This is a genomic window from Cronobacter sp. JZ38 (assembly GCF_008932145.1).
GTDB classification, from domain to species: domain Bacteria; phylum Pseudomonadota; class Gammaproteobacteria; order Enterobacterales; family Enterobacteriaceae; genus Cronobacter; species Cronobacter muytjensii.
Window position 1 is genome coordinate 4112264 of record NZ_CP017662.1, and the last position, 20230, is coordinate 4132493.

Genomic DNA, 20230 nt, shown 5'->3' on the forward strand with positions numbered 1-20230 from the left:
TTTGGCGCGCATCTGGTCAAAATTAAGAGTTTACTTCGTTCTTTAACGATCTGTATGCGCGGCCAGCGACTCAGGCACAGTGGACCGGCGATTATACCTGAAGAAAGGACTTTGCATGCTTTTAGCTACGGCGCTGTTGATTATTGGTTTGCTTTTGGTGGTATACAGCGCCGATCGTCTGGTTTTCGCCGCCTCGCTTCTCTGCCGTAGCCTTGGCGTGCCGCCGCTGTTGATTGGCATTACCGTGGTCGGTATTGGCACCTCCCTGCCCGAAATCATCGTCTCCGTCGCCGCCGCGCTGCATGGCGAAACCAGTCTCGCTGTCGGCACGGCGATAGGCTCGAATATTACCAATATTCTGCTGATAGCCGGATTAACAGCGCTGCTCCGCCCGCTCGCGGCGCACTCGTCCATGCTGCGCCGCGAGTTGTCCGCCATGTTGCTGGTCAGCGCGCTGGCCGCGCTGGTGCTGTGGGATGGCGTGCTCGCGCGCGCTGAAGGCCTCTTTCTGTTGCTCATCGCCGCCGCGTATTTATGGTTTATCATCCGCATGGCGCGCCAGGCGGAACGTCAGGGCAACGACAGCCTGACACGCGAGCAGCTCGCCGAACTGCCGCGAGAAGGCGGTCGCTCGGTGGCGTTTCTCTGGTTAGGCGTTGCGCTAATCATTATGCCGATGGCGACGCGCATGGTGGTCGATAACGCCACGGTGCTCGCTCACGGTTTTGCCATCAGCGAACTGACCGTCGGCATGACCGCCATCGCTATCGGCACCAGTCTGCCGGAGCTGGCTACCGCCATTGCCGGGGCGCGCAAGGGCGAAGACGATATCGCCATCGGCAATATTATCGGCTCGAATGTTTACAATCTGGCGATCGTGCCTGGCTTGCCCGCGCTGCTGGCCCCCGGACGTTTCGATTCGCTGGCGTTTACACGCGATTATGGCGTGATGCTGCTGGTCAGCGTCATTTTCGTGGTGCTGTGCTGGCGCCCTGAGCAGTATCTCGGTAAAAAAACCGGCGCCGGATTATTATGTGGGTTTATCGTTTGGATGGTGATGCTGTTCTGGGCGTCGCCGCGTCTCGTTGGATGAATCGGAAGCGCATTTATGTCACAACTAGATTTACCGCCGGGTTTTGACTTTGAACAGGCAGGGAAGGATGTCCTGACCATTGAACGCGAAGGTCTGGCCCAGTTGGATCAGTACATCAACGCCGATTTTGCACGCGCCTGCGAAAGCATGTTCTACTGCCGCGGCAAAGTCGTGGTCATGGGTATGGGCAAATCGGGCCATATCGGTAAAAAAATGGCGGCGACGTTCGCCAGCACCGGCACGCCCTCGTTCTTTGTGCACCCGGCGGAGGCGAGCCACGGCGATTTAGGCATGGTGAGCGCGCAGGATATCGTGATAGCGATTTCCAATTCCGGTGAATCCAACGAAATTCTGGCGCTGATCCCGGTGCTCAAACGCCTGCAGGTGCAACTTATCTGCATGACGGGCCGCCCGGAGAGCGCGATGGCGAAAGCGGCAGATATCCACCTGTGTGTGAAAGTGCCGCAGGAGGCCTGCCCGCTCGGCCTCGCGCCGACCACCAGCACCACAGCGACGCTGGTGATGGGCGATGCGCTCGCGGTCGCGCTGCTGAAAGCGCGCGGCTTTACGCCTGAAGATTTTGCGCTCTCCCATCCGGGCGGCGCGCTTGGACGTAAGCTGCTGCTGCGCGTCAATGACATCATGCACACCGGCGATGAAATCCCGCACGTCAGCAAAGAGGCGTCGCTGCGTGATGCGCTGCTGGAAATCACCCGCAAGAATCTCGGCATGACGGTGATTTGCGACGACCTGATGAAAATTGAGGGTGTTTTTACCGACGGCGACCTGCGCCGCGTCTTCGATATGGGCGGCGATCTGCATCAGATGAAGATTGTCGACGTGATGACGCCGGGCGGAATTCGCGTGCGTCCGGGCACGCTCGCAGTCGATGCGCTTAACCTGATGCAGACGCGTCACATTACTTCCGTCATGGTGGCTGATGGCGACCAGTTGCGCGGTGTGATACATATGCATGATTTGCTGCGCGCAGGCGTGGTGTAACAAAGGAAAGGTTTAATGAGTAACCCTGATGGCGCCATCTCTACCTGCTATGGGCCGGTGAGCGCGCAGATCATTGAGCGGGCGGCGCAAATCCGCCTGCTGATCCTGGATGTCGACGGCGTAATGTCCGACGGCCTCATTTACATGGGTAACAGCGGCGAAGAGCTGAAAGCCTTTAACGTGCGCGACGGTTACGGCGTACGCTGCGCGCTGACGTCCGGCATTGAGGTCGCGATTATCACCGGGCGCAAAGCGAAATTGCTTGAAGACCGCTGTGAAACGCTTGGCATTACGCATCTTTACCAGGGCCAGTCCGATAAGCTCATCGCTTACCGCCAACTGCTGGAAAAACTAGCGCTTGCTCCGGAAAATGTCGCTTATGTCGGCGATGATTTAATTGACTGGCCTGTGATGGCGCAAGTCGGGCTGAGCGTGGCGGTAGCGGATGCGCATCCGCTGCTGACGCCGAAGGCCGATTACGTCACCCATATCCCGGGCGGCCGCGGCGCGGTGCGCGAAGTCTGCGATCTTCTGCTGCTGGCGCAGGGAAAATTAGATGAGGCCATAGGGCAATCCATATGAGTAAGACCAGACGCTGGATAATCATCCTGCTGGCGCTGGCCGCGCTGGTGCTGATTGGCATTAACCTCGCCGATCAGGATGAGGGCGGCCCGCTGACAGTAAACAGCAATGAGCCGACATACCAGAGCGAGCAGTCAAACACGGTGGTTTACAGCCCGGAAGGCGCGCTGAACTATCGCTTAGTCGCACAGCACGTCGAGTATTTCTCAGAAGACGGCGTCTCCTGGTTTACACAGCCGGTGATGACCACCTTTGATACCAACAAAGTGCCGACCTGGTCGGTCAAAGCGGATCGTGCCAAACTGACCAATGACAGAATGCTCTACCTGACCGGTCATGTGGAAGTGAACGCGCTGACGCCGGATTCGCAGTTGCGCAAAATTACGACCGACAAGGCAGAGATCAACCTGGTCACCCAGGACGTTACCTCTGATACGCTTGTCACTCTTTACGGCACCAGCTTTAATTCCAGCGGCCTGAAAATGCGCGGGAACCTTCGCAGCAAAAATGCCGAGCTGATTGAAAAGGTTAGAACCTCCTATGAAATCCAGAATAAACAAACTCAGCCTTAATGTCGTACTGACCAGTACGCTGCTGGCGGCAGGCTTCCCGGCGTTCGCGCTGACGGGCGATACCGAACAGCCTATCCATATAGAATCTGACCAGCAGTCGCTGGACATGCAGGGCAACGTGGTGACGTTTACCGGCAATGTCGTGGTGACGCAGGGCACAATTAAAATCAACGCTGACAAAGTCGTCGTCACGCGCCCTGGCGGTGAGAAAGGCAAAGAGGTGATTGACGGTTACGGTAATCCTGCCACTTTCTACCAGATGCAGGACAACGGCAAACCGGTTAAAGGCCACGCCTCAACGATGCACTACGAGCTGCAAAACGATTTCGTCGTGCTGACCGGCAACGCCTACCTTGAGCAGCTCGACAGCAATATCAAAGGCGACAAAATCACCTATCTCGTGAAAGAACAGAAAATGCAGGCGTTCAGCGAGAAAGGCAAACGCGTGACCACCGTACTGGTGCCGTCGCAGCTGCAGAATAAAGACAACGCCGCTCAGGCGCCGAATCAGAACAAGAGCAACTAAACCCTTATGGCAACACTCATTGCGAAACACCTGGCAAAAGCCTACAAGGGCCGCCGCGTAGTGGAAGATGTCAGCCTGACGGTGAACTCAGGCGAGATTGTCGGCCTGCTGGGCCCGAACGGCGCGGGTAAAACCACCACGTTCTACATGGTCGTGGGCATTGTGCCGCGCGACGCCGGCAACATCATTATTGATGACGAAGACATCAGCCTGCTGCCGCTGCACGCCCGCGCGCGTCGCGGCATCGGTTATCTGCCGCAGGAGGCGTCCATTTTCCGCCGTCTGAGCGTCTACGACAACCTGATGGCCGTTCTGCAAATTCGCGACGATCTCAGCGCCGAGCAGCGCGAAGATCGTGCCAAAGAGCTGATGGAAGAGTTTCACATCGACCACCTGCGCGACAGCCTCGGTCAGTCGCTCTCCGGCGGCGAACGTCGTCGCGTGGAGATAGCCCGCGCGCTGGCGGCGAACCCGAAATTCATCCTGCTTGATGAACCGTTTGCGGGCGTCGACCCGATTTCGGTTATCGACATCAAACGTATCATTGAGCATCTGCGCGACAGCGGCCTTGGCGTTCTCATTACCGACCATAACGTGCGTGAAACGCTGGCGGTGTGCGAGCGCGCCTATATCGTCAGCCAGGGGCACCTTATCGCCCACGGCACCCCCGACGATATTCTGCAGGATGAACAGGTTAAACGCGTATATCTTGGGGAAGAGTTCAGACTCTGATAGGGTAGAGCAACAGGCAGAAACGGCGCGCCACCCAGCGCGCCCCGCCGCGACAGGTCTTATTTGACGTTTACACCTGAGGATTTTTGCTCTGAATATGAAGCAAGGTTTGCAACTAAGGCTTAGCCAACAGCTCGCCATGACGCCGCAGTTGCAGCAGGCCATTCGCTTGTTGCAGTTGTCCACGCTGGAGCTCCAGCAGGAGTTGCAACAGGCGCTGGAAAATAATCCCCTGCTTGAGCAAACCGACATTCACGACGAAATTGCCACTCAGGAAACGCAGGACAGCGAAGGGCTGGATACCGCCGAAGCGCTGGAGCAAAAAGAGATGCCGGACGAGCTGCCACTTGACGCCAGCTGGGACGAAATCTACACCGCCGGCACGCCGTCAGGAACGGGCACCGACTATATCGACGACGAACTGCCGGTCTATCAGGGCGAAACGACCCAGAGCCTTCAGGATTACCTGATGTGGCAGGTGCAACTGACGCCCTTTTCCGATACCGACCGCGCGATCGCCACAGCGATCGTCGACGCGGTGGACGACACCGGCTACCTCACCGTCACGGTGCAGGATATTCTCGACGGCATGGGCGACAACGATGACGATATCGGCCCCGAAGAGATTGAGGCCGTGCTCAAGCGCGTGCAGCGTTTCGATCCGGTCGGCGTCGCCGCCCGCGATCTGCGCGACTGCCTGTTGATACAACTTTCGCAGTTCAGCGCCGGCACGCCCTTTCTGGCGCAGGCGCGGCAGATAGTCAGCGATCACCTCGACCTGTTAGCCAATCATGACTTTCGCAGCCTGATGCGCGTCACGCGCCTGAAAGAGGATGTGCTGAAAGAAGCGGTGAACCTGATCCAGTCGCTCGATCCGCGTCCCGGCCAGTCGATTCAGACTGGCGAGCCGGAATATGTCATCCCGGACGTGCTGGTGCGCAAGCATAATGGCCGTTGGGTAGTGGAACTCAATTCCGACAGCATTCCCCGGCTCAAAATCAATCAGCAGTACGCCGCGATGTCTAATAGCGGGCGTAATGAATCTGACAACCAGTTCATCCGCAGCAACCTGCAAGAGGCGAAATGGCTGATTAAAAGCCTGGAAAGCCGTAACGACACGCTACTGCGCGTCAGCCGCTGCATCGTTGAACAGCAGCAGGCGTTCTTCGAACAGGGCGAAGAGTATATGAAGCCGATGGTGCTGGCGGATATCGCCCAGGCGGTGGAGATGCATGAGTCCACTATCTCCCGCGTTACTACCCAAAAATATCTGCACAGCCCGCGCGGCATTTTCGAATTGAAGTATTTCTTCTCAAGCCACGTGAACACCGAGGGCGGCGGCGAAGCCTCGTCCACGGCTATTCGCGCGCTGGTGAAGAAGTTGATTGCAGCGGAAAACCCCGCGAAACCCTTAAGCGACAGCAAACTGACGTCTATGCTGTCAGAGCAGGGGATCATGGTGGCCCGCCGTACCGTTGCGAAGTATCGAGAGTCTTTATCCATACCGCCGTCAAACCAGCGCAAACAGCTGGTCTGACTCAACCGATAAGGAAGACACTATGCAGCTCAACATCACAGGACATAACGTCGAAATCACCGAAGCGCTGCGCGAGTTTGTCACCACCAAATTCGCCAAGCTGGAGCAGTATTTCGAAAGGATTAATCAGGTCTATATTGTGCTGAAGGTGGAAAAGGTGACGCAAATCGCCGACGCCACCCTGCATGTGAACGGCGGGGAGCTGCATGCCAGTTCGGAAGGCCAGGATATGTACGCCGCCATCGACGGTTTGATTGATAAACTGGCGCGGCAGCTCACTAAACACAAAGATAAACTGAAACAACATTAATTGTCCGGGCGTTTCGCTGGGACATCGACGGCCCGGCCCGTCTGGCGGGTCGTCGCACCAGAGAACGCTTAGGTGAAATTATGATGAATAATGATTCCGCTCTGCCATTGAGCAATGTTTTAAACCAGGAATGCACCCGCAGCGGCGTACACTGCCAGAGTAAAAAACGCGCCCTGGAGATTATCAGCGAGCTGGCGGCAAAGCAGCTTAGCCTGCCGCCGCAGGTAGTGTTTGAAGCGATCCTTACCCGTGAGCGGATGGGAAGTACCGGGATCGGCAACGGCATCGCCATTCCGCACGGCAAGCTTGAAGAAGATACGCTGCGCGCCGTAGGCGTTTTCGTCCAGCTCGAAACGCCGATTGCTTTTGACGCCATCGATAACCAGCCTGTCGATCTCCTCTTCGCGCTGCTGGTGCCGGCGGATCAAACCAAAACGCATCTGCATACGCTGTCGCTGGTGGCCAAAAGACTGGCGGACAAAACGATTTGCCGTCGTCTGCGTGCCGCGCAAAGCGATGAAGAGCTCTACCAGATAATCACTGAAACCAGTGAAGAGAGTGAATGACCGTGCTGAAAGGCACAATCCAGGAGGCGCCGGTTAACCGGTCTGAAGTGTGGAGAAACAGCAGATGGTTCTGATGATCGTCAGTGGACGTTCAGGGTCAGGGAAATCGGTCGCCCTGCGTGCGCTGGAAGATATGGGGTTCTACTGCGTCGATAACCTGCCTGTCGTGCTGCTGCCTGAACTGGCGCGCACGCTTTCAGAAAGGCAGATATCCGCCGCGGTGAGCATCGACGTTCGTAATATGCCGGAATCCCCGGAGGTGTTTGAGCAGGCGATGAATAACCTGCCGGACGCGTTCTCTCCGCAACTGCTGTTCCTCGACGCCGATCGCAACACGCTGATTCGCCGCTACAGCGACACGCGCCGCCTGCATCCGCTCTCCAGCAAAAACCTGTCGCTCGAAAGCGCCATTGATGAAGAAAACGATCTGCTGGAGCCGCTGCGATCGCGCGCGGATCTGATTGTCGACACCTCGGAAATGTCGGTGCATGAACTGGCGGAAATGCTGCGCACCCGCTTGCTTGGCAAGCGCGAGCGTGAACTCACGATGGTGTTTGAATCCTTCGGCTTCAAGCACGGCATTCCGATCGATGCCGATTACGTCTTTGACGTGCGTTTTCTGCCAAACCCGCACTGGGACCCGAAACTGCGCCCGATGACCGGCCTCGATAAGCCCGTCGCGGCGTTTCTCGACCGGCACACCGAAGTGCACAACTTCATCTACCAGACGCGCAGCTATCTGGAACTCTGGTTGCCGATGCTGGAAACCAACAACCGCAGCTACCTGACTGTCGCCATCGGCTGTACCGGTGGGAAACACCGCTCCGTCTACATCGCCGAACAGCTGGCGGATTACTTCCGCTCGCGCGGCAAAAACGTTCAGTCCCGCCATCGCACGCTGGAAAAACGCAAATCATGACCGTAAAACAGACTGTCGAAATCACCAATAAGCTCGGGATGCATGCCCGCCCGGCGATGAAGCTGTTTGAACTGGTGCAGAGCTTTGACGCGGAAGTGCTGTTGCGTAATGAAGCGGGCACCGAAGCGGAAGCCAGCAGCGTGATAGCCCTGCTGATGCTCGATTCCGCCCAGGGCGGCCATATTGAGATAGAAGCCACCGGCCCGCAGGAAAAAGAAGCGCTGGCGGCCGTCATCGCGCTGTTCAACGCCGGCTTTGACGAAGACTGACCGCCCTGCCCTCAGCGCAGCGCGTGCTGCGCCATTGCGCCGCGCTCTGTTAAGCCCGAGCTATATGACCAGCTGGCCGCATCTATGGAAGGTGCAGTGCCGGTAATTCTCGCGTGCGAGAATACCGTCCATGTCAGTGATTGTTGAGTGCGTACGCGTGAATTGGCGCATCATAATGTCGTTGAGAAAGTCAGCGTCGCTGACAGCATCTGCACGGTCGCGCTCAAGGACACTGGTCAATGCATCGCGCAACCCAAAGCTGGTGTCAGGGTTGGCCAACGTCTCCTGAATCTCTGCGTTAATTGCCTCGGGCCCTGTGTCTTCGTTCTGTTGAACGCCTGTCCAGCAGGCATCATGCCAGGCCTGTTCGGGGTAGCCTCCCATGAACGCGAGGTGAAATGGTGAATCTTCACGCTGCCTTACACGGTCACAGAGGGCATCATTCAAGCCCTGGCGGTGGCCTTCTTGCTCGCAGAACTGCAGTAGTTCCACGACTTCATTTCCTGAAAATTCCGAGACGTGTCGGCCGCTCTACGGCATGCGGCCGCAATAGTTGTAAGAGACTGTCGGGGCGTACTCAGTGGGGGGTTCGTGAGCAATGATCAGGGCCATAAATTACGTCCTTCCGTTGATAGTGTTCATGGTCGTTTTCCAGTGACAGGCAGCTCACCCAAGCCGCCCTCAAAATTCGTACAAAACCCATATCAATGGCAGAACAAGCAGCCAGCCTTCACAAGCCTTCTCGGCAACCCACTTCAAGCGTTCCATGTTCGACGCCCCCATGCCTGGCCAGGGTCAGGTGGGCTGATCGTGTGTGCGTAACTGGGCGAACAGCGCGCTAATCTGCTTGCCGTATTGCTGGGGCCTGGGGATGCGCAGCTGCTTGAGGTAGGCGGCAATCCCATCGCCCTGCCCAAGCAGGGCAAACTCGATCAAGTGCCCGAGCGGGAGCGTCAACGGCAGAGGCTCGTTGACGATGTTGTCCTTGCCGCCTTCGGGTTCGGCGAACATCTCAAGCTTAGCGCCAATGTAGCGCAGGCTCGCCTCGCGCTGCTGCTCGGTGATGGCCAGCAGCGCACTGGCGTCGAGTCCGGCCAGTTCCAGGCAGTGGTCGTAGAAGTCGCTCAGACCTTCTTCCAACGGCACCCTGCCGACCGGCTGGCCCAGTTGCTGCTCCAGCCTGTCGAGAAAGCTGCGGTAATGCGCCAGGGTAATCAGTTCATCGATGTGCATGGTCATTTCCTCGTGCAATCGCCGGTTCACGGATTGCCCATCACGCGCTCGAGCGAGAAGTCGAAGTCTTCGTCTGGCAGGGCTGGGGGCAATTGCTGCACCGCCTCCAATCGCAAGCCGTAGCCGAACGGATTCAGGGGCGCTGCCAGTGCGCTGTATCCGCTGATGGCAACCAGATACCGGCCCGGAGCCACCTCCAGGTAGTCGTTGTTCTTCAGCCGTAGCGGGTAGTTCTCCAGGTAGTTGCAGAAGAACGCTGCGTCCCAGTCCATCAGCGCGCCGAGGTCCGCCGCAACGAGCACACCCGAGGTCATATGCAGTGGCGCGCCCTGGTAGGTGAAATGCCGCTGTGCGCCGGCGGGTGGCAGGGCGCCTTGCTCAAGAAATACCGCGTAGTCGTCGTCGGGTATCTGGTAGATGGGGAAGACTACCCCTTCGCCGATGGCCTGAGCCCCTATCGCCTGATCGTCGATGAACAGGTCGAACACATCGCTGCCCTGGTAACCGACGCGTTGCAGGAAAGCCTGCAGCGTCAGAGGGTCGAACAGCACGATGCCGGAGACGTGCAAGGTGATATTGGCGATGTTCTTCATAGGTCGCATCCTGGTGTTGCTGGAGTCGGTAATTTCAGGTAGCCAGCGCCTCTTGATGGGCGCGGGCATTGTCGATAAGTGTTTGCTCCAGCTTGTGATAGCCATGGCCGTTCCCTAATTCCGCCCGGCTTATCCGGCGTCTCTACTGGCGGTTCATGAGGATCGGACTAAAGGACTCCCCGCCAAGCTGGCGCATCTGGCGCAAAATCCACTGCTGACGCGTACGTACGTAGCCTGACGGCGCGCTCACTTTAAAACGTATCGGGTTAGGCAAAACGGCCGCGAGCAATGCTGCTTCCGATGCGCTAAGGCGGCGGGCAGGCTTGTTGAAATAGCGCTGCGACGCCTCTTCCACGCCAAACACGCCTTCGCCGAACTCTGCGATATTCAGATACACCGTCAGGATGCGGCGCTTGCTCCAGACGGTTTCGATGCCAAGCGTTAAACCCGCCTCCAGCCCTTTACGCAGCCAGCTGCGCCCATCCCATAAAAACAGGTTCTTCGCCGTTTGCTGCGACAGTGTGGAAGCCCCGCGAATACGGCTGCTGCGCTCGTTATGAGAGACGGCTTTCTGGATAGCGGCCATATCAAAACCCCAGTGCTCCGGGAATTTCTGATCCTCCGCGGCGATCACCGCAAGCCCCATCCACGGCGAAATCTCATCCATGCTCACCCAGTCGGAATGTGCCACATAGCTGAAGTCGCCGCTAAACCAGGCGGAGAGCTGCCGCTCGACCATCACCGCGGAAAACGGCACCGGTATAACGCTAAACAGCAAAATACCGGCAAGCCAGACGCCCGCCACGATAAGAAACGCCCGCAGCAGCAGACGCCGCAGGCGAGCAAACAGCGAGCCACGCGCTTTACTCATGGGCACATTGCCACCAGACGCGCCACCAGCTTCTCAATCCCTGCCGCCGCCTCGTCAATGCTTTCGGCCAGCATATAGGCGGGCGTGGTCAGAACCTTGTTCTCTTCATCGACCACAATATCGTCCACCGGGCACGGCACATGCTCGCCGCCCATCTCTTCCACCAGCTCGGCCGTGTCGATATCAGTGCCGATGGTCAGGCGCAGCGGCGCAGCGATAATTTTCGGCAGCATGGCGGGCGCGATGCAGATAAAGCCGAGCGGCTTGCCCGCGGCATGCATGGCCGTCGCCAGCGCGTGCAGCGCCGGATCGACCGCGCATTCACTGCCACGCGTTGCGAAGTCGCACAGGTTTTTCGCGGCGCCGAATCCGCCAGGCACGACCAGCGCGTCGAGGTCTTCCGCGCGCGCGTGCTCAAGCGGCGCTATTTTGCCGCGTGCGATACGAGCCGCTTCCGCCAGCACGTTGCGCGTCTCGCCCGTCGGTTCGCCCGTTAAGTGATTAATCACGTCTGCTTGTGGTTTATCAGGGGCGAAACAGGTCGCCTGCGCGCCGTTGCGGGCCAGCGCCAGCAGGGTAATTACCGCCTCATGAATTTCCGAGCCGTCATAAACGCCGCACCCACTTAACACCACGCCGATTTTTTTCATGATTTATCCTTAAGTTAAACCGTTGAAAATGTGACTAAAACGTTATTTAAACGCTATGCTTCACACATTTTACTGATTCATATAACAAATCATTTAAGATTTGCTATCTTATGTACGAGCGCATTGATTACTCAGGCCGCGCCACGTAGTTAAAAAGATCAACATCACTAATCAATGGCGAGGCCACGATTTCCCTGGTGTTGGCGCAGTATTCGCGCACCCCGGTATAGCCGGGGTCATTTTTTTCCGGCACTGGCAACCCACGCTTTCAGCGCTTCTACGTCGTGCGGCCACTCCTGCTTCAGCTCTTCGATCCATTCACCAACGTTATCCCACCATGCCGGCAGATCGGGCGACTGGATTTTCTGCGCCAGCTGCTGCAAATGACGCAACCCTACCGCGCCGGCAGCGCCTTTGATTTTATGCCCCTCTTCCACAATGCCCTTTTGATCGCGCGCGGTGAGGTTAGATTCCAGCACGCTCAGGTAACCCGGCATCATTTTTTCGAACATCGCCAGACCATCGGTGATGAGTTTCGGGCCAACCAGCTGCAGATATTGTTCCAGCATCGGGAGATCCAGCAGCGCCTCCTGCTTGCCGTCATCGCTTGTCGTCACGTCATGCTCCTCATCGTCAGGTTGCGTATCCCAGAACTTTTTAATCGTCGCCGTGAGCGCCGGCACCGCCAGCGGTTTGCTCAGCACGTCGTCCATGCCGGCCTCCAGATACTCTTTTTTATCTTTCAGCACGTTGGCCGTCAGCGCCACCAGCGGCGGCAGCGCCTCGCGGGCGTAGCGGCGATGCAGCTCGCGCGAGATATCAAGGCCAGTCATGTCCGGCAGCTGAATATCCAGCAGCACCAGGTCGAACTCGCCGGGGCTGAACATCTCCAGCGCCGCTTTGCCGGTCATCGCCACCTCGACGCTACAGCCGAGTTTTTCCAGCACCGAACTTGCGACGATCACATTAAGTTCGATGTCTTCCACCAGCAGCACATGCAGCGCCGGCAGCGGCATTTCGTCATCGGTCAGCGTGTCTTCCACTTCTTCCGCCACGCGCGGCGCCTGCACTGTCAGGATAAATGTTGACCCCTGGCCTGGCTTGCTGGATACGGTGATATCGCCGCCCATGCTTTTCGCAAGGCGACGCGATACCGCAAGACCAATCCCGGTTCCGGTGGCCGGTTTGCCGCCCTGACTGTCTTTCACCTGATAATACATGGCGAAGATCTTGTCCTGCTCCTCCTGCGGAATACCGATGCCGGAATCTTCCACCTCAAAGCGTAGCTGTTCGTTTTCGTTATAGCTGACGCGTACTGTCACCTGGCCCTGCTGGGTGAATTTCACCGCGTTGCTGATGAGGTTCCAGAGGATCTGACGCAGACGCGTGCCGTCAGTCAGTACCTTATGCGGCACTGGCCGGACAGGTTCCATCACAAAGCGCAACCCTTTCTGCTGCGCCTGCAGGCCAGAGAGGTTTTCCAGATCCGCCAGGAAGCTGGTGAAATCGACAGGCTGGTTGTCGAGCTGCACTTTACGCCGTTCGATTTTATCCATATCGATAATATCGTTGAAAATATTGCCGAGCGTCACCGCGGAGACGTGGATTGTTTTCAGGTATTTTTCCTGCTCGGCGCTGAGGTCGGTATCCAGCAGAATGCGGCTTAAGCCCACTATGCCGTTGAGCGGCGTGCGCAGTTCATGGCTGATGGTAGAGATAAACGTGGTTTTATCCCGGCTGGCGCGCTCCAGCGCGTCCTGGTAGCGCTTACGCTCGGTAATGTCGCGCCCGAAGCCCATCAACCCGTGACGCTTGCCCACGCGGTCGTAATACGGCACTTTACGGATCTCAAAGCAGGCTTTGCGCCCGTCCGGGTAATCGAGCCACTGCTCGTAGGTCAGCGAGACGTTATGGCGGAAGACTTTTTCGTCGGTCTCCAGCACTTTTTCCGCCGCTTCCTGCGCATAGACCTCATGCGGCTTCAGGCCAATGAGCTGTTTCTCGCTTTTACCGGTGAGCAACTCCATCGCGCGGTTGCAGCCGGAAAACTCTTTATCTTCGTTGCGGTAGAACACCAGATCCGGCGAGGCGTCGAGAAACGAACGCAGGAAGGAAGATTGCTGCTCCAGCTGAATTTGCGTTACTTCGCGCTCTTTCATCTCCACTTTTAACTGCTCCAGCATATGCTGACGCTCGGCTTCCGCTTTTTCGCGATCGGCAATCTCCTGATTGAGCTGGGCGATATTGTCCTTGAGCTGCACATTAAGCTTCAGGTCGCGTTCGCGCATCTCTTCAAGCTTATCGACCAGTTTCGCGAGCCGCTGACGCGACTCCTCCAGCTGTTCCACGACCACCGACAGGAAATAGACCGCCCAGGGCGTAATCAACAGACCGAAGAAAATTGAGCGGATAACATCGATGCTCTCAACCTGACCATGCAGCACCATCGTCACGGCCATTTGCACCGCCATCGCCAGCACCACCAGCGCGAGAGCCAGCAGCAGCGAAAAGCGCACCAGGCCAAGCTTTACCAGTAAATCAACGTAATACTGCGCCAGCATGCGGATCTGTTTCATAAAGGATTCCTGTACTGATATTCCGTTCAATAATACCTAAATCCGCCCCTGAGGCGGCAATTCAGGCAAAAAAGTGCGGGGTAAAATGGCGAGTGGCGGAAAAAGCAGCGCTTAAGGCGCGTCAGGCGCGCCGCGCCAGGGTCGTCCGAGCGCCGAGCCCTGAACGCCATGCTGATTAAGGTAACGATCGATCTCCACCATTCCGGTCCAGCGGTTCTCGCACCACAGCGGCGCCAGCAATGTCGGACGGCGAGCGCTGGCCGAGATACGATGGTAGATGATTTCAGGCGGCGTGTGGCGAATCATCTCCCCGGCCGTGACGGCGTACTCCTCCAGCGCGATCCCGGCCAGTCGCCCGGCCCGCCAGGCTTTCGCCATGATGCTGCCTTCGACGATATGCAGCGGATGCAATTTAATGCCGTCCACGCCGGTCTCCACGACGCGTTCAAGCGACGCCAGCGCGTCGGCGCCGGTTTCGCCCGGCAGGCCAACAATCAGATGCGTGCAAACTTTCAGCCCCCGCGCCCGCGCCCGGCGTGCGGTATGCTGATAACAGGCGAAGTCATGCCCGCGGTTGATTCGGTGCAGAGTTTTATCCTGTGCGCTTTGCAGCCCCAGCTCCAGCCAGACTTCATACCCCTGCTCACAATAGCCCGCCAGCAGATCCAGCACGCTTTCCGGCACGCAGTCGGGACGGGTGCCGACGCACAGCCCGACGATATCCGCCTGGCTTATCGCCTGCTGATACATCTCCCGCAGTACGTTAACCTCGGCGAACGTGCTGGTATAGGCCTGAAAATAAGCGAGATAGCGGCGCGCGCGATCCACCCGCACGGCCTGCTGAGCCAGCTGTTGGGCAATAGAGAGATGCTGCTGGGTTTCATCGGCGAACGAGGCGACATTGCAGAAGGTGCAGCCGCCGCGCCCGAGCGTACCGTCGCGGTTAGGACAACTGAAGCCGCCATGCAAAGAGAGTTTATGAACTTTTTGGCCGTAACGACGCGTCAGGTCGCCGCCAAACATATTGACTAATTTTTGTAACTGCATAATCTGAAAAGCCGCCCAGCGAAAGGGCGTCAGCCTGCCATTTTTATATCTTTCCGGCGATGACATGGATCAAGCGCCCCGCCCTGCCTTTATCTGTTGAATAACCATTCAGCATAACCGACGATTTAGTCACCTAAATGCTAATTACTTTTCCTTATGATCGCGGCGATTATTTAAGGATTATGACGGACCGTAAAAAACAGAGCGTTTATGCGGCTCGCGGGCATTCAGCAACAGATCGTGCTGCTTTAAAACGCAATAACAGCGTGCTATCCACATATAGCCGCTTTCTTATAGTGAGTCAGATCACACATCACCGCCGCTTATCACCCGGAAAAGGCAATGTAAAAAAGGTTAAATGTATTTGTTTTTCAAAGCGATAACTTCGCTTTAGCACAGTTTTGAATAAATAAGAATGACATTTGACCTGTGTGCGGATTCCCGATAAGTTGGAAATTCGCTGGAAGCTTTCTCGATGAGCGTTCTGCTCATCATATTTATGCAGTAAATGAGATTCCCTCTTAAGTAAGTCCTCAACGACGATGTACCGATGAAAAAGGATATCCGGAGGGCGACACGCAAGGTATGCGAATGACGCGCAATACCCTGTCGCCACACCCTTTTTGCGCCCGCGCGCCATCGGTACAGGAGGGAGTCCCGCAGAGCCTGGGGAGGTTCACTGATATGTTGTACGATAAATCCCTTGAGAGGGATAACTGTGGTTTCGGCCTGATCGCCCACATAGAAGGCGAACCTAGCCACAAGGTAGTGCGTACCGCGATCCATGCGCTGGCGCGCATGCAACACCGCGGCGCTATTCTCGCCGATGGTAAAACCGGCGACGGTTGCGGCCTGCTGCTGCAAAAACCGGATCGCTTTTTCCGCATGGTCGCCGAGGAGCTCGGCTGGCGTTTAGCCAAGAATTATGCCGTTGGCATGCTGTTCCTGAATCAGGATCCTGAGAAAGCCAGCGCCGCGCGCCGTATCGTGGAAGAAGAGTTACAGCGGGAAACCCTGTCTATTGTGGGCTGGCGCGTCGTGCCGACCAACGAAGGCGTGCTGGGTGAAATTGCGCTTTCTTCCATGCCGCGCATTGAACAGATTTTTGTGAACGCCCCGGCAGGCTGGCGTCCACGCGATATGGAGCGCCGCCTTTTTATCGCTCGCCGTCGCATTGAAAAACGTCTGGTTGATGACAAAGAGTTCTACGTCTGTAGCCTCTCGAATCTGGTGAACATCTATAAAGGTCTCTGTATGCCGGCGGATCTGCCGCGCTTCTACCTGGACCTGGCGGATCTGCGTCTGGAATCGGCCATCTGCCTGTTCCACCAGCGCTTCTCCACCAACACCGTGCCGCGCTGGCCGCTGGCGCAACCGTTCCGCTATCTGGCGCATAACGGTGAAATCAACACCATCACGGGTAACCGCCAGTGGGCGCGCGCGCGTACTTATAAATTCCAGACCCCGCTTATTCCTGATTTGCACGACGCCGCGCCGTTTGTTAACGAAACCGGCTCCGACTCCAGCTCCATGGATAACATGCTTGAGCTGCTGCTGGCGGGCGGGATGGATATCGTGCGCGCCATGCGTCTGCTGGTGCCGCCGGCCTGGCAAAACAACCCGGATATGGACCCGGAGCTGCGTGCGTTCTTCGACTTTAACTCCATGCACATGGAGCCGTGGGATGGCCCGGCGGGCATCGTGATGTCCGATGGCCGTTTCGCCGCCTGTAACCTCGACCGCAACGGCCTGCGCCCGGCGCGCTATGTCATCACCAAAGACAAGCTCATCACCTGCGCCTCTGAAGTGGGCATCTGGGATTACCAGCCTGACGAAGTGGTGGAAAAAGGCCGCGTCGGGCCTGGCGAGCTGATGGTTATCGACACCCGCGGCGGGCGCATTCTGCACTCGGCGGAAACGGACAACGATTTGAAAAGCCGCCATCCGTATAAAGAATGGATGGAGAAAAACGTCCGCCGTCTGGTGCCGTTTGAAGATCTGCCTGACGATCAGGTGGGTCAGCGTGAGATGGACGACGCGCTGCTGGAAAGCTATCAGAAACAGTTCTTCTACAGTAATGAAGAGCTGGACGCCGTCATCCGCGTGCTGGGCGAAAACGGCCAGGAAGCCGTAGGCTCGATGGGCGACGATACGCCGTTCGCCGTGCTCTCCAGCCAGCCGCGCATTATCTATGACTACTTCCGCCAGCAGTTCGCGCAGGTGACTAACCCGCCTATCGATCCGCTGCGCGAAGCGCACGTGATGTCGCTTGCCACCAGCATTGGCCGCGAGATGAATGTCTTCTGCGAAGCCGAAGGTCAGGCGCATCGTCTGAGCTTTAAATCACCGATCCTGCTTTACTCTGACTTTAAACAGCTCACCACGCTTGAAGAAGAGCACTATCGCGCGGATACGCTCGATATCACCTTCGAACCGGCGCAGACGACGCTCGAAGAGACCGTCAAAGCGCTGTGCGATAAAGCGGAACAGATGGTGCGCAACGGCACTGTGCTGCTGGTGCTGTCGGATCGTAATATCGCCAAAGACCGTCTGCCGGTTCCGGCGCCGATGGCCGTCGGCGCTATCCAGACGCGTCTGGTGGAACAGAGCCTGCGTTGCGACGCAAATATCATTGTGGAAACCGCCAGCGCTCGCGACCCGCACCACTTCGCCGTGCTGCTCGGCTTCGGCGCGACCGCCATCTATCCGTACCTCGCCTACGAAACGCTGGCGAAACTGGTCGATACCGGCGCTATCGAAAAAGATTACCGCAGCGTGATGCTGAACTACCGCAACGGCATCAACAAAGGGCTGTACAAGATCATGTCCAAAATGGGCATTTCGACCATTGCCTCGTACCGCTGCTCCAAACTGTTTGAAGCCGTCGGTCTGCATCGTGATGTCTCTGAGCTCTGCTTCCAGGGCGTGGTCAGCCGCATCGGCGGCGCGGGCTTTGCGGATTTCGAACAGGATCTGCAAAACCTGTCAAAACGCGCCTGGCTTGCCCGCAAACCGCTTACCCAGGGCGGGCTGCTGAAATATGTGCACGGCGGCGAATACCACGCCTATAACCCGGACGTGGTGCGCACGCTGCAACAGGCGGTGCAGAGCGGCGAGTACAGTGATTATCAGCAATATGCCTCGCTGGTGAACGAACGCCCGGCGGCAACGCTGCGCGATCTGCTGGCGCTGAACCCGCAGGGCGAAGCCGTCCGCGTGGAGAATGTCGAACCGGCAAGCGAGCTGTTTAAACGTTTTGACACCGCAGCGATGTCTATCGGCGCGCTGAGCCCCGAAGCGCATGAGTCGCTGGCGGAGGCGATGAACAGCCTCGGCGGCTTCTCTAACTCCGGCGAAGGCGGCGAAGACCCGGCACGCTACGGCACCAACAAAGTATCGCGTATCAAACAGGTGGCTTCCGGGCGCTTCGGCGTGACGCCAGCATATCTGGTCAACGCCGATGTGATTCAGATTAAAGTGGCGCAGGGCGCAAAACCTGGCGAAGGCGGTCAGTTGCCTGGCGATAAAGTGACGCCGTACATCGCTAAACTGCGTTACTCGGTGCCGGGCGTGACGCTTATCTCCCCACCGCCGCACCATGACATCTACTCGATTGAAGATCTGGCGCAGCTGATTTTCGACTTAAAACAGGTCAACCCGAAGGCGATGATCTCCGTGAAGCTGGTCTCCGAGCCGGGCGTTGGCACCATCGCGACCGGCGTGGCGAAGGCCTATGCGGATCTCATTACCATTGCCGGTTATGACGGCGGCACGGGCGCCAGCCCGCTCTCTTCCGTGAAATATGCGGGTTGTCCGTGGGAGCTCGGCCTGGTGGAAACCCAGCAGGCGCTGGTGGCGAACGGTCTGCGTCATAAGATTCGTCTCCAGGTGGACGGTGGTCTGAAAACCGGCCTCGATATCATTAAAGCAGCCATCCTCGGCGCGGAAAGCTTCGGTTTCGGCACCGGCCCGATGGTGGCGCTCGGCTGTAAATACCTGCGTATTTGCCACCTGAACAACTGCGCCACCGGCGTCGCGACCCAGGATGACAAACTGCGTAAAAACCACTATCACGGTCTGCCGTTCAAAGTGACCAACTACTTTGAATTCATTGCCCGTGAAACGCGCGAACTCATGGCGCAGCTTGGCGTGACGCGCCTCGTGGATCTGATTGGCCGCACCGACCTGCTGAAAGAGCTGGAAGGCTTTACGGCGAAGCAGCAGAAGCTGGATCTGGCGAAACTGCTGGAAACCGCCGAGCCGCATCCAGGCAAAGCGGTCTACTGCACCGAGAGTAATCCGCCGTTTGATAAAGGCGACCTGAACGCGCAACTGCTGGCGCAGGCGAAACCGTATGTGGAAAGTCGCCAGAGCAAAACGTTCTGGTTTGATATCCGCAATACTGACCGCTCTGTAGGCGCGCTGCTGTCGGGGTATATCGCGCAGTCGCACGGCGATCAGGGCCTCGCGTCCGACCCGATTAAAGCGTATTTCACCGGCACCGCAGGCCAGAGCTTCGGCGTCTGGAACGCAGGCGGCGTGGAGCTGCACCTGACCGGCGATGCCAACGACTACGTCGGTAAAGGCATGGCGGGCGGTCTGCTCGCGATTCGTCCGCCGGTAGGGTCGTCGTTCAAAAGCTATGAAGCGAGCATAATTGGCAATACCTGCCTGTATGGCGCGACGGGTGGCCGTCTTTACGCCGCAGGCCGCGCGGGCGAGCGCTTCGCGGTGCGTAACTCCGGCGCTATTACGGTCGTGGAAGGCATCGGCGATAACGGTTGTGAATACATGACCGGCGGCATTGTCTGCATTCTTGGCAAAACCGGCGTCAACTTTGGCGCGGGCATGACGGGCGGTTTCGCCTATGTCCTGGATGAAGATGGTGAATTCCGCAAGCGCGTGAACCCGGAGCTGGTTGAAGTGCTGAATGTAGACGATCTCGCGATTCACGAAGAACATCTGCGCGGGCTTATCACCGAGCATGTTCAGCAGACCGGTTCGCATCGCGGCGAAGAGATTCTGGCAAACTGGCCGGCGTTCTCCTCGAAGTTCGCGCTCGTTAAACCGAAGTCCAGTGATGTCAAAGCATTGTTGGGTCACCGTAGTCGTTCCGCAGCCGAGCTGCGGGTGCAGGCGCAGTAAGAGGTCA

At 57.6% G+C, this 20230-nt stretch carries 19 protein-coding genes; 12 read left to right on the forward strand and 7 right to left on the reverse strand.

Annotated features, from left to right (window positions below; translation table 11 throughout):
- Positions 1-115: 115 nt before the first annotated feature.
- The 11 genes from BJP61_RS19415 (at position 116) to npr (ending at position 8108) form a co-directional block, all read left to right on the forward strand.
- The gene (locus tag BJP61_RS19415; RefSeq protein ID WP_171999125.1) at positions 116-1093 is read left to right on the forward strand and encodes a calcium/sodium antiporter; all 978 of its coding nucleotides are present in this window, start codon (positions 116-118) and stop codon (positions 1091-1093) included.
- A gap of 15 nt (positions 1094-1108) precedes the next feature.
- Complete coding sequence (kdsD, locus tag BJP61_RS19420) at positions 1109-2095, forward strand: arabinose-5-phosphate isomerase KdsD (protein ID WP_171999127.1); 987 nt, start codon at positions 1109-1111, stop codon at positions 2093-2095.
- Between the two features lie 15 nt (positions 2096-2110).
- The gene (gene kdsC, locus BJP61_RS19425; RefSeq protein ID WP_038865528.1) at positions 2111-2677 is read left to right on the forward strand and encodes a 3-deoxy-manno-octulosonate-8-phosphatase KdsC; all 567 of its coding nucleotides are present in this window, start codon (positions 2111-2113) and stop codon (positions 2675-2677) included.
- Positions 2674-3249 carry an LPS export ABC transporter periplasmic protein LptC gene (gene lptC / locus BJP61_RS19430; protein ID WP_038865530.1) on the forward strand — a complete coding sequence of 192 codons (576 nt, stop codon included), beginning with the start codon at positions 2674-2676 and terminating at the stop codon, positions 3247-3249. Before kdsC ends, lptC begins: the two co-directional genes overlap by 4 nt.
- Positions 3218-3775: a lipopolysaccharide ABC transporter substrate-binding protein LptA gene (lptA, locus tag BJP61_RS19435; protein ID WP_038865533.1), complete on the forward strand. Its 558-nt coding sequence runs from the start codon at positions 3218-3220 to the stop codon at positions 3773-3775. The genes lptC and lptA overlap by 32 nt, the downstream gene beginning before the upstream one ends.
- Positions 3776-3781: 6 nt before the next feature.
- The gene (gene lptB, locus BJP61_RS19440; protein WP_038865534.1) at positions 3782-4507 is read left to right on the forward strand and encodes an LPS export ABC transporter ATP-binding protein; all 726 of its coding nucleotides are present in this window, start codon (positions 3782-3784) and stop codon (positions 4505-4507) included.
- Between the two features lie 97 nt (positions 4508-4604).
- Positions 4605-6044 carry an RNA polymerase factor sigma-54 gene (gene rpoN / locus BJP61_RS19445; RefSeq protein ID WP_171999129.1) on the forward strand — a complete coding sequence of 480 codons (1440 nt, stop codon included), beginning with the start codon at positions 4605-4607 and terminating at the stop codon, positions 6042-6044.
- 22 nt (positions 6045-6066) lie between these two features.
- Positions 6067-6354: a ribosome hibernation promoting factor gene (hpf, locus tag BJP61_RS19450; RefSeq protein WP_007714769.1), complete on the forward strand. Its 288-nt coding sequence runs from the start codon at positions 6067-6069 to the stop codon at positions 6352-6354.
- Positions 6355-6434: 80 nt separating this feature from the next.
- Positions 6435-6920: a PTS IIA-like nitrogen regulatory protein PtsN gene (gene ptsN / locus BJP61_RS19455; RefSeq protein ID WP_007714766.1), complete on the forward strand. Its 486-nt coding sequence runs from the start codon at positions 6435-6437 to the stop codon at positions 6918-6920.
- A gap of 64 nt (positions 6921-6984) precedes the next feature.
- Positions 6985-7839 (forward strand): RNase adapter RapZ, encoded by an 855-nt coding sequence (gene rapZ / locus BJP61_RS19460; RefSeq protein ID WP_004385096.1) that lies wholly within the window; start codon positions 6985-6987, stop codon positions 7837-7839.
- On the forward strand, positions 7836-8108 hold the full coding sequence (gene npr, locus BJP61_RS19465; RefSeq protein WP_007704900.1) for a PTS phosphocarrier protein NPr: 273 nt from the start codon (positions 7836-7838) through the stop codon (positions 8106-8108). The genes rapZ and npr overlap by 4 nt, the downstream gene beginning before the upstream one ends.
- Before the next feature lie 60 nt (positions 8109-8168).
- On the opposite strand, the gene BJP61_RS19470 is transcribed toward npr, so the two are convergent.
- From BJP61_RS19470 to BJP61_RS19500, 7 genes are all read right to left on the reverse strand, one after another.
- Positions 8169-8600 (reverse strand): hypothetical protein, encoded by a 432-nt coding sequence (locus BJP61_RS19470; RefSeq protein ID WP_171999131.1) that lies wholly within the window; start codon positions 8598-8600, stop codon positions 8169-8171.
- 303 nt (positions 8601-8903) lie between these two features.
- On the reverse strand, positions 8904-9341 hold the full coding sequence (locus tag BJP61_RS19475) for a hypothetical protein (protein ID WP_171999133.1): 438 nt from the start codon (positions 9339-9341) through the stop codon (positions 8904-8906).
- Positions 9342-9367: 26 nt separating this feature from the next.
- Positions 9368-9934 carry a hypothetical protein gene (locus BJP61_RS19480; protein WP_038865550.1) on the reverse strand — a complete coding sequence of 189 codons (567 nt, stop codon included), beginning with the start codon at positions 9932-9934 and terminating at the stop codon, positions 9368-9370.
- Between the two features lie 142 nt (positions 9935-10076).
- Positions 10077-10805: a monofunctional biosynthetic peptidoglycan transglycosylase gene (gene mtgA / locus BJP61_RS19485; protein WP_171999135.1), complete on the reverse strand. Its 729-nt coding sequence runs from the start codon at positions 10803-10805 to the stop codon at positions 10077-10079.
- A complete protein-coding gene (gene elbB, locus BJP61_RS19490; protein ID WP_171999137.1) occupies positions 10802-11455 on the reverse strand; it encodes an isoprenoid biosynthesis glyoxalase ElbB in 654 nt (217 codons plus the stop codon). Before elbB ends, mtgA begins: the two co-directional genes overlap by 4 nt.
- Positions 11456-11691: 236 nt before the next feature.
- The gene (gene arcB / locus BJP61_RS19495) at positions 11692-14031 is read right to left on the reverse strand and encodes an aerobic respiration two-component sensor histidine kinase ArcB (protein ID WP_075193260.1); all 2340 of its coding nucleotides are present in this window, start codon (positions 14029-14031) and stop codon (positions 11692-11694) included.
- A gap of 111 nt (positions 14032-14142) precedes the next feature.
- Positions 14143-15078 (reverse strand): TIGR01212 family radical SAM protein, encoded by a 936-nt coding sequence (locus BJP61_RS19500; RefSeq protein WP_161579932.1) that lies wholly within the window; start codon positions 15076-15078, stop codon positions 14143-14145.
- Between the two features lie 684 nt (positions 15079-15762).
- Between BJP61_RS19500 and gltB the strand changes: the two genes are divergently transcribed.
- A complete protein-coding gene (gene gltB / locus BJP61_RS19505) occupies positions 15763-20223 on the forward strand; it encodes a glutamate synthase large subunit (protein WP_171999139.1) in 4461 nt (1486 codons plus the stop codon).
- Positions 20224-20230 lie beyond the last annotated feature (7 nt).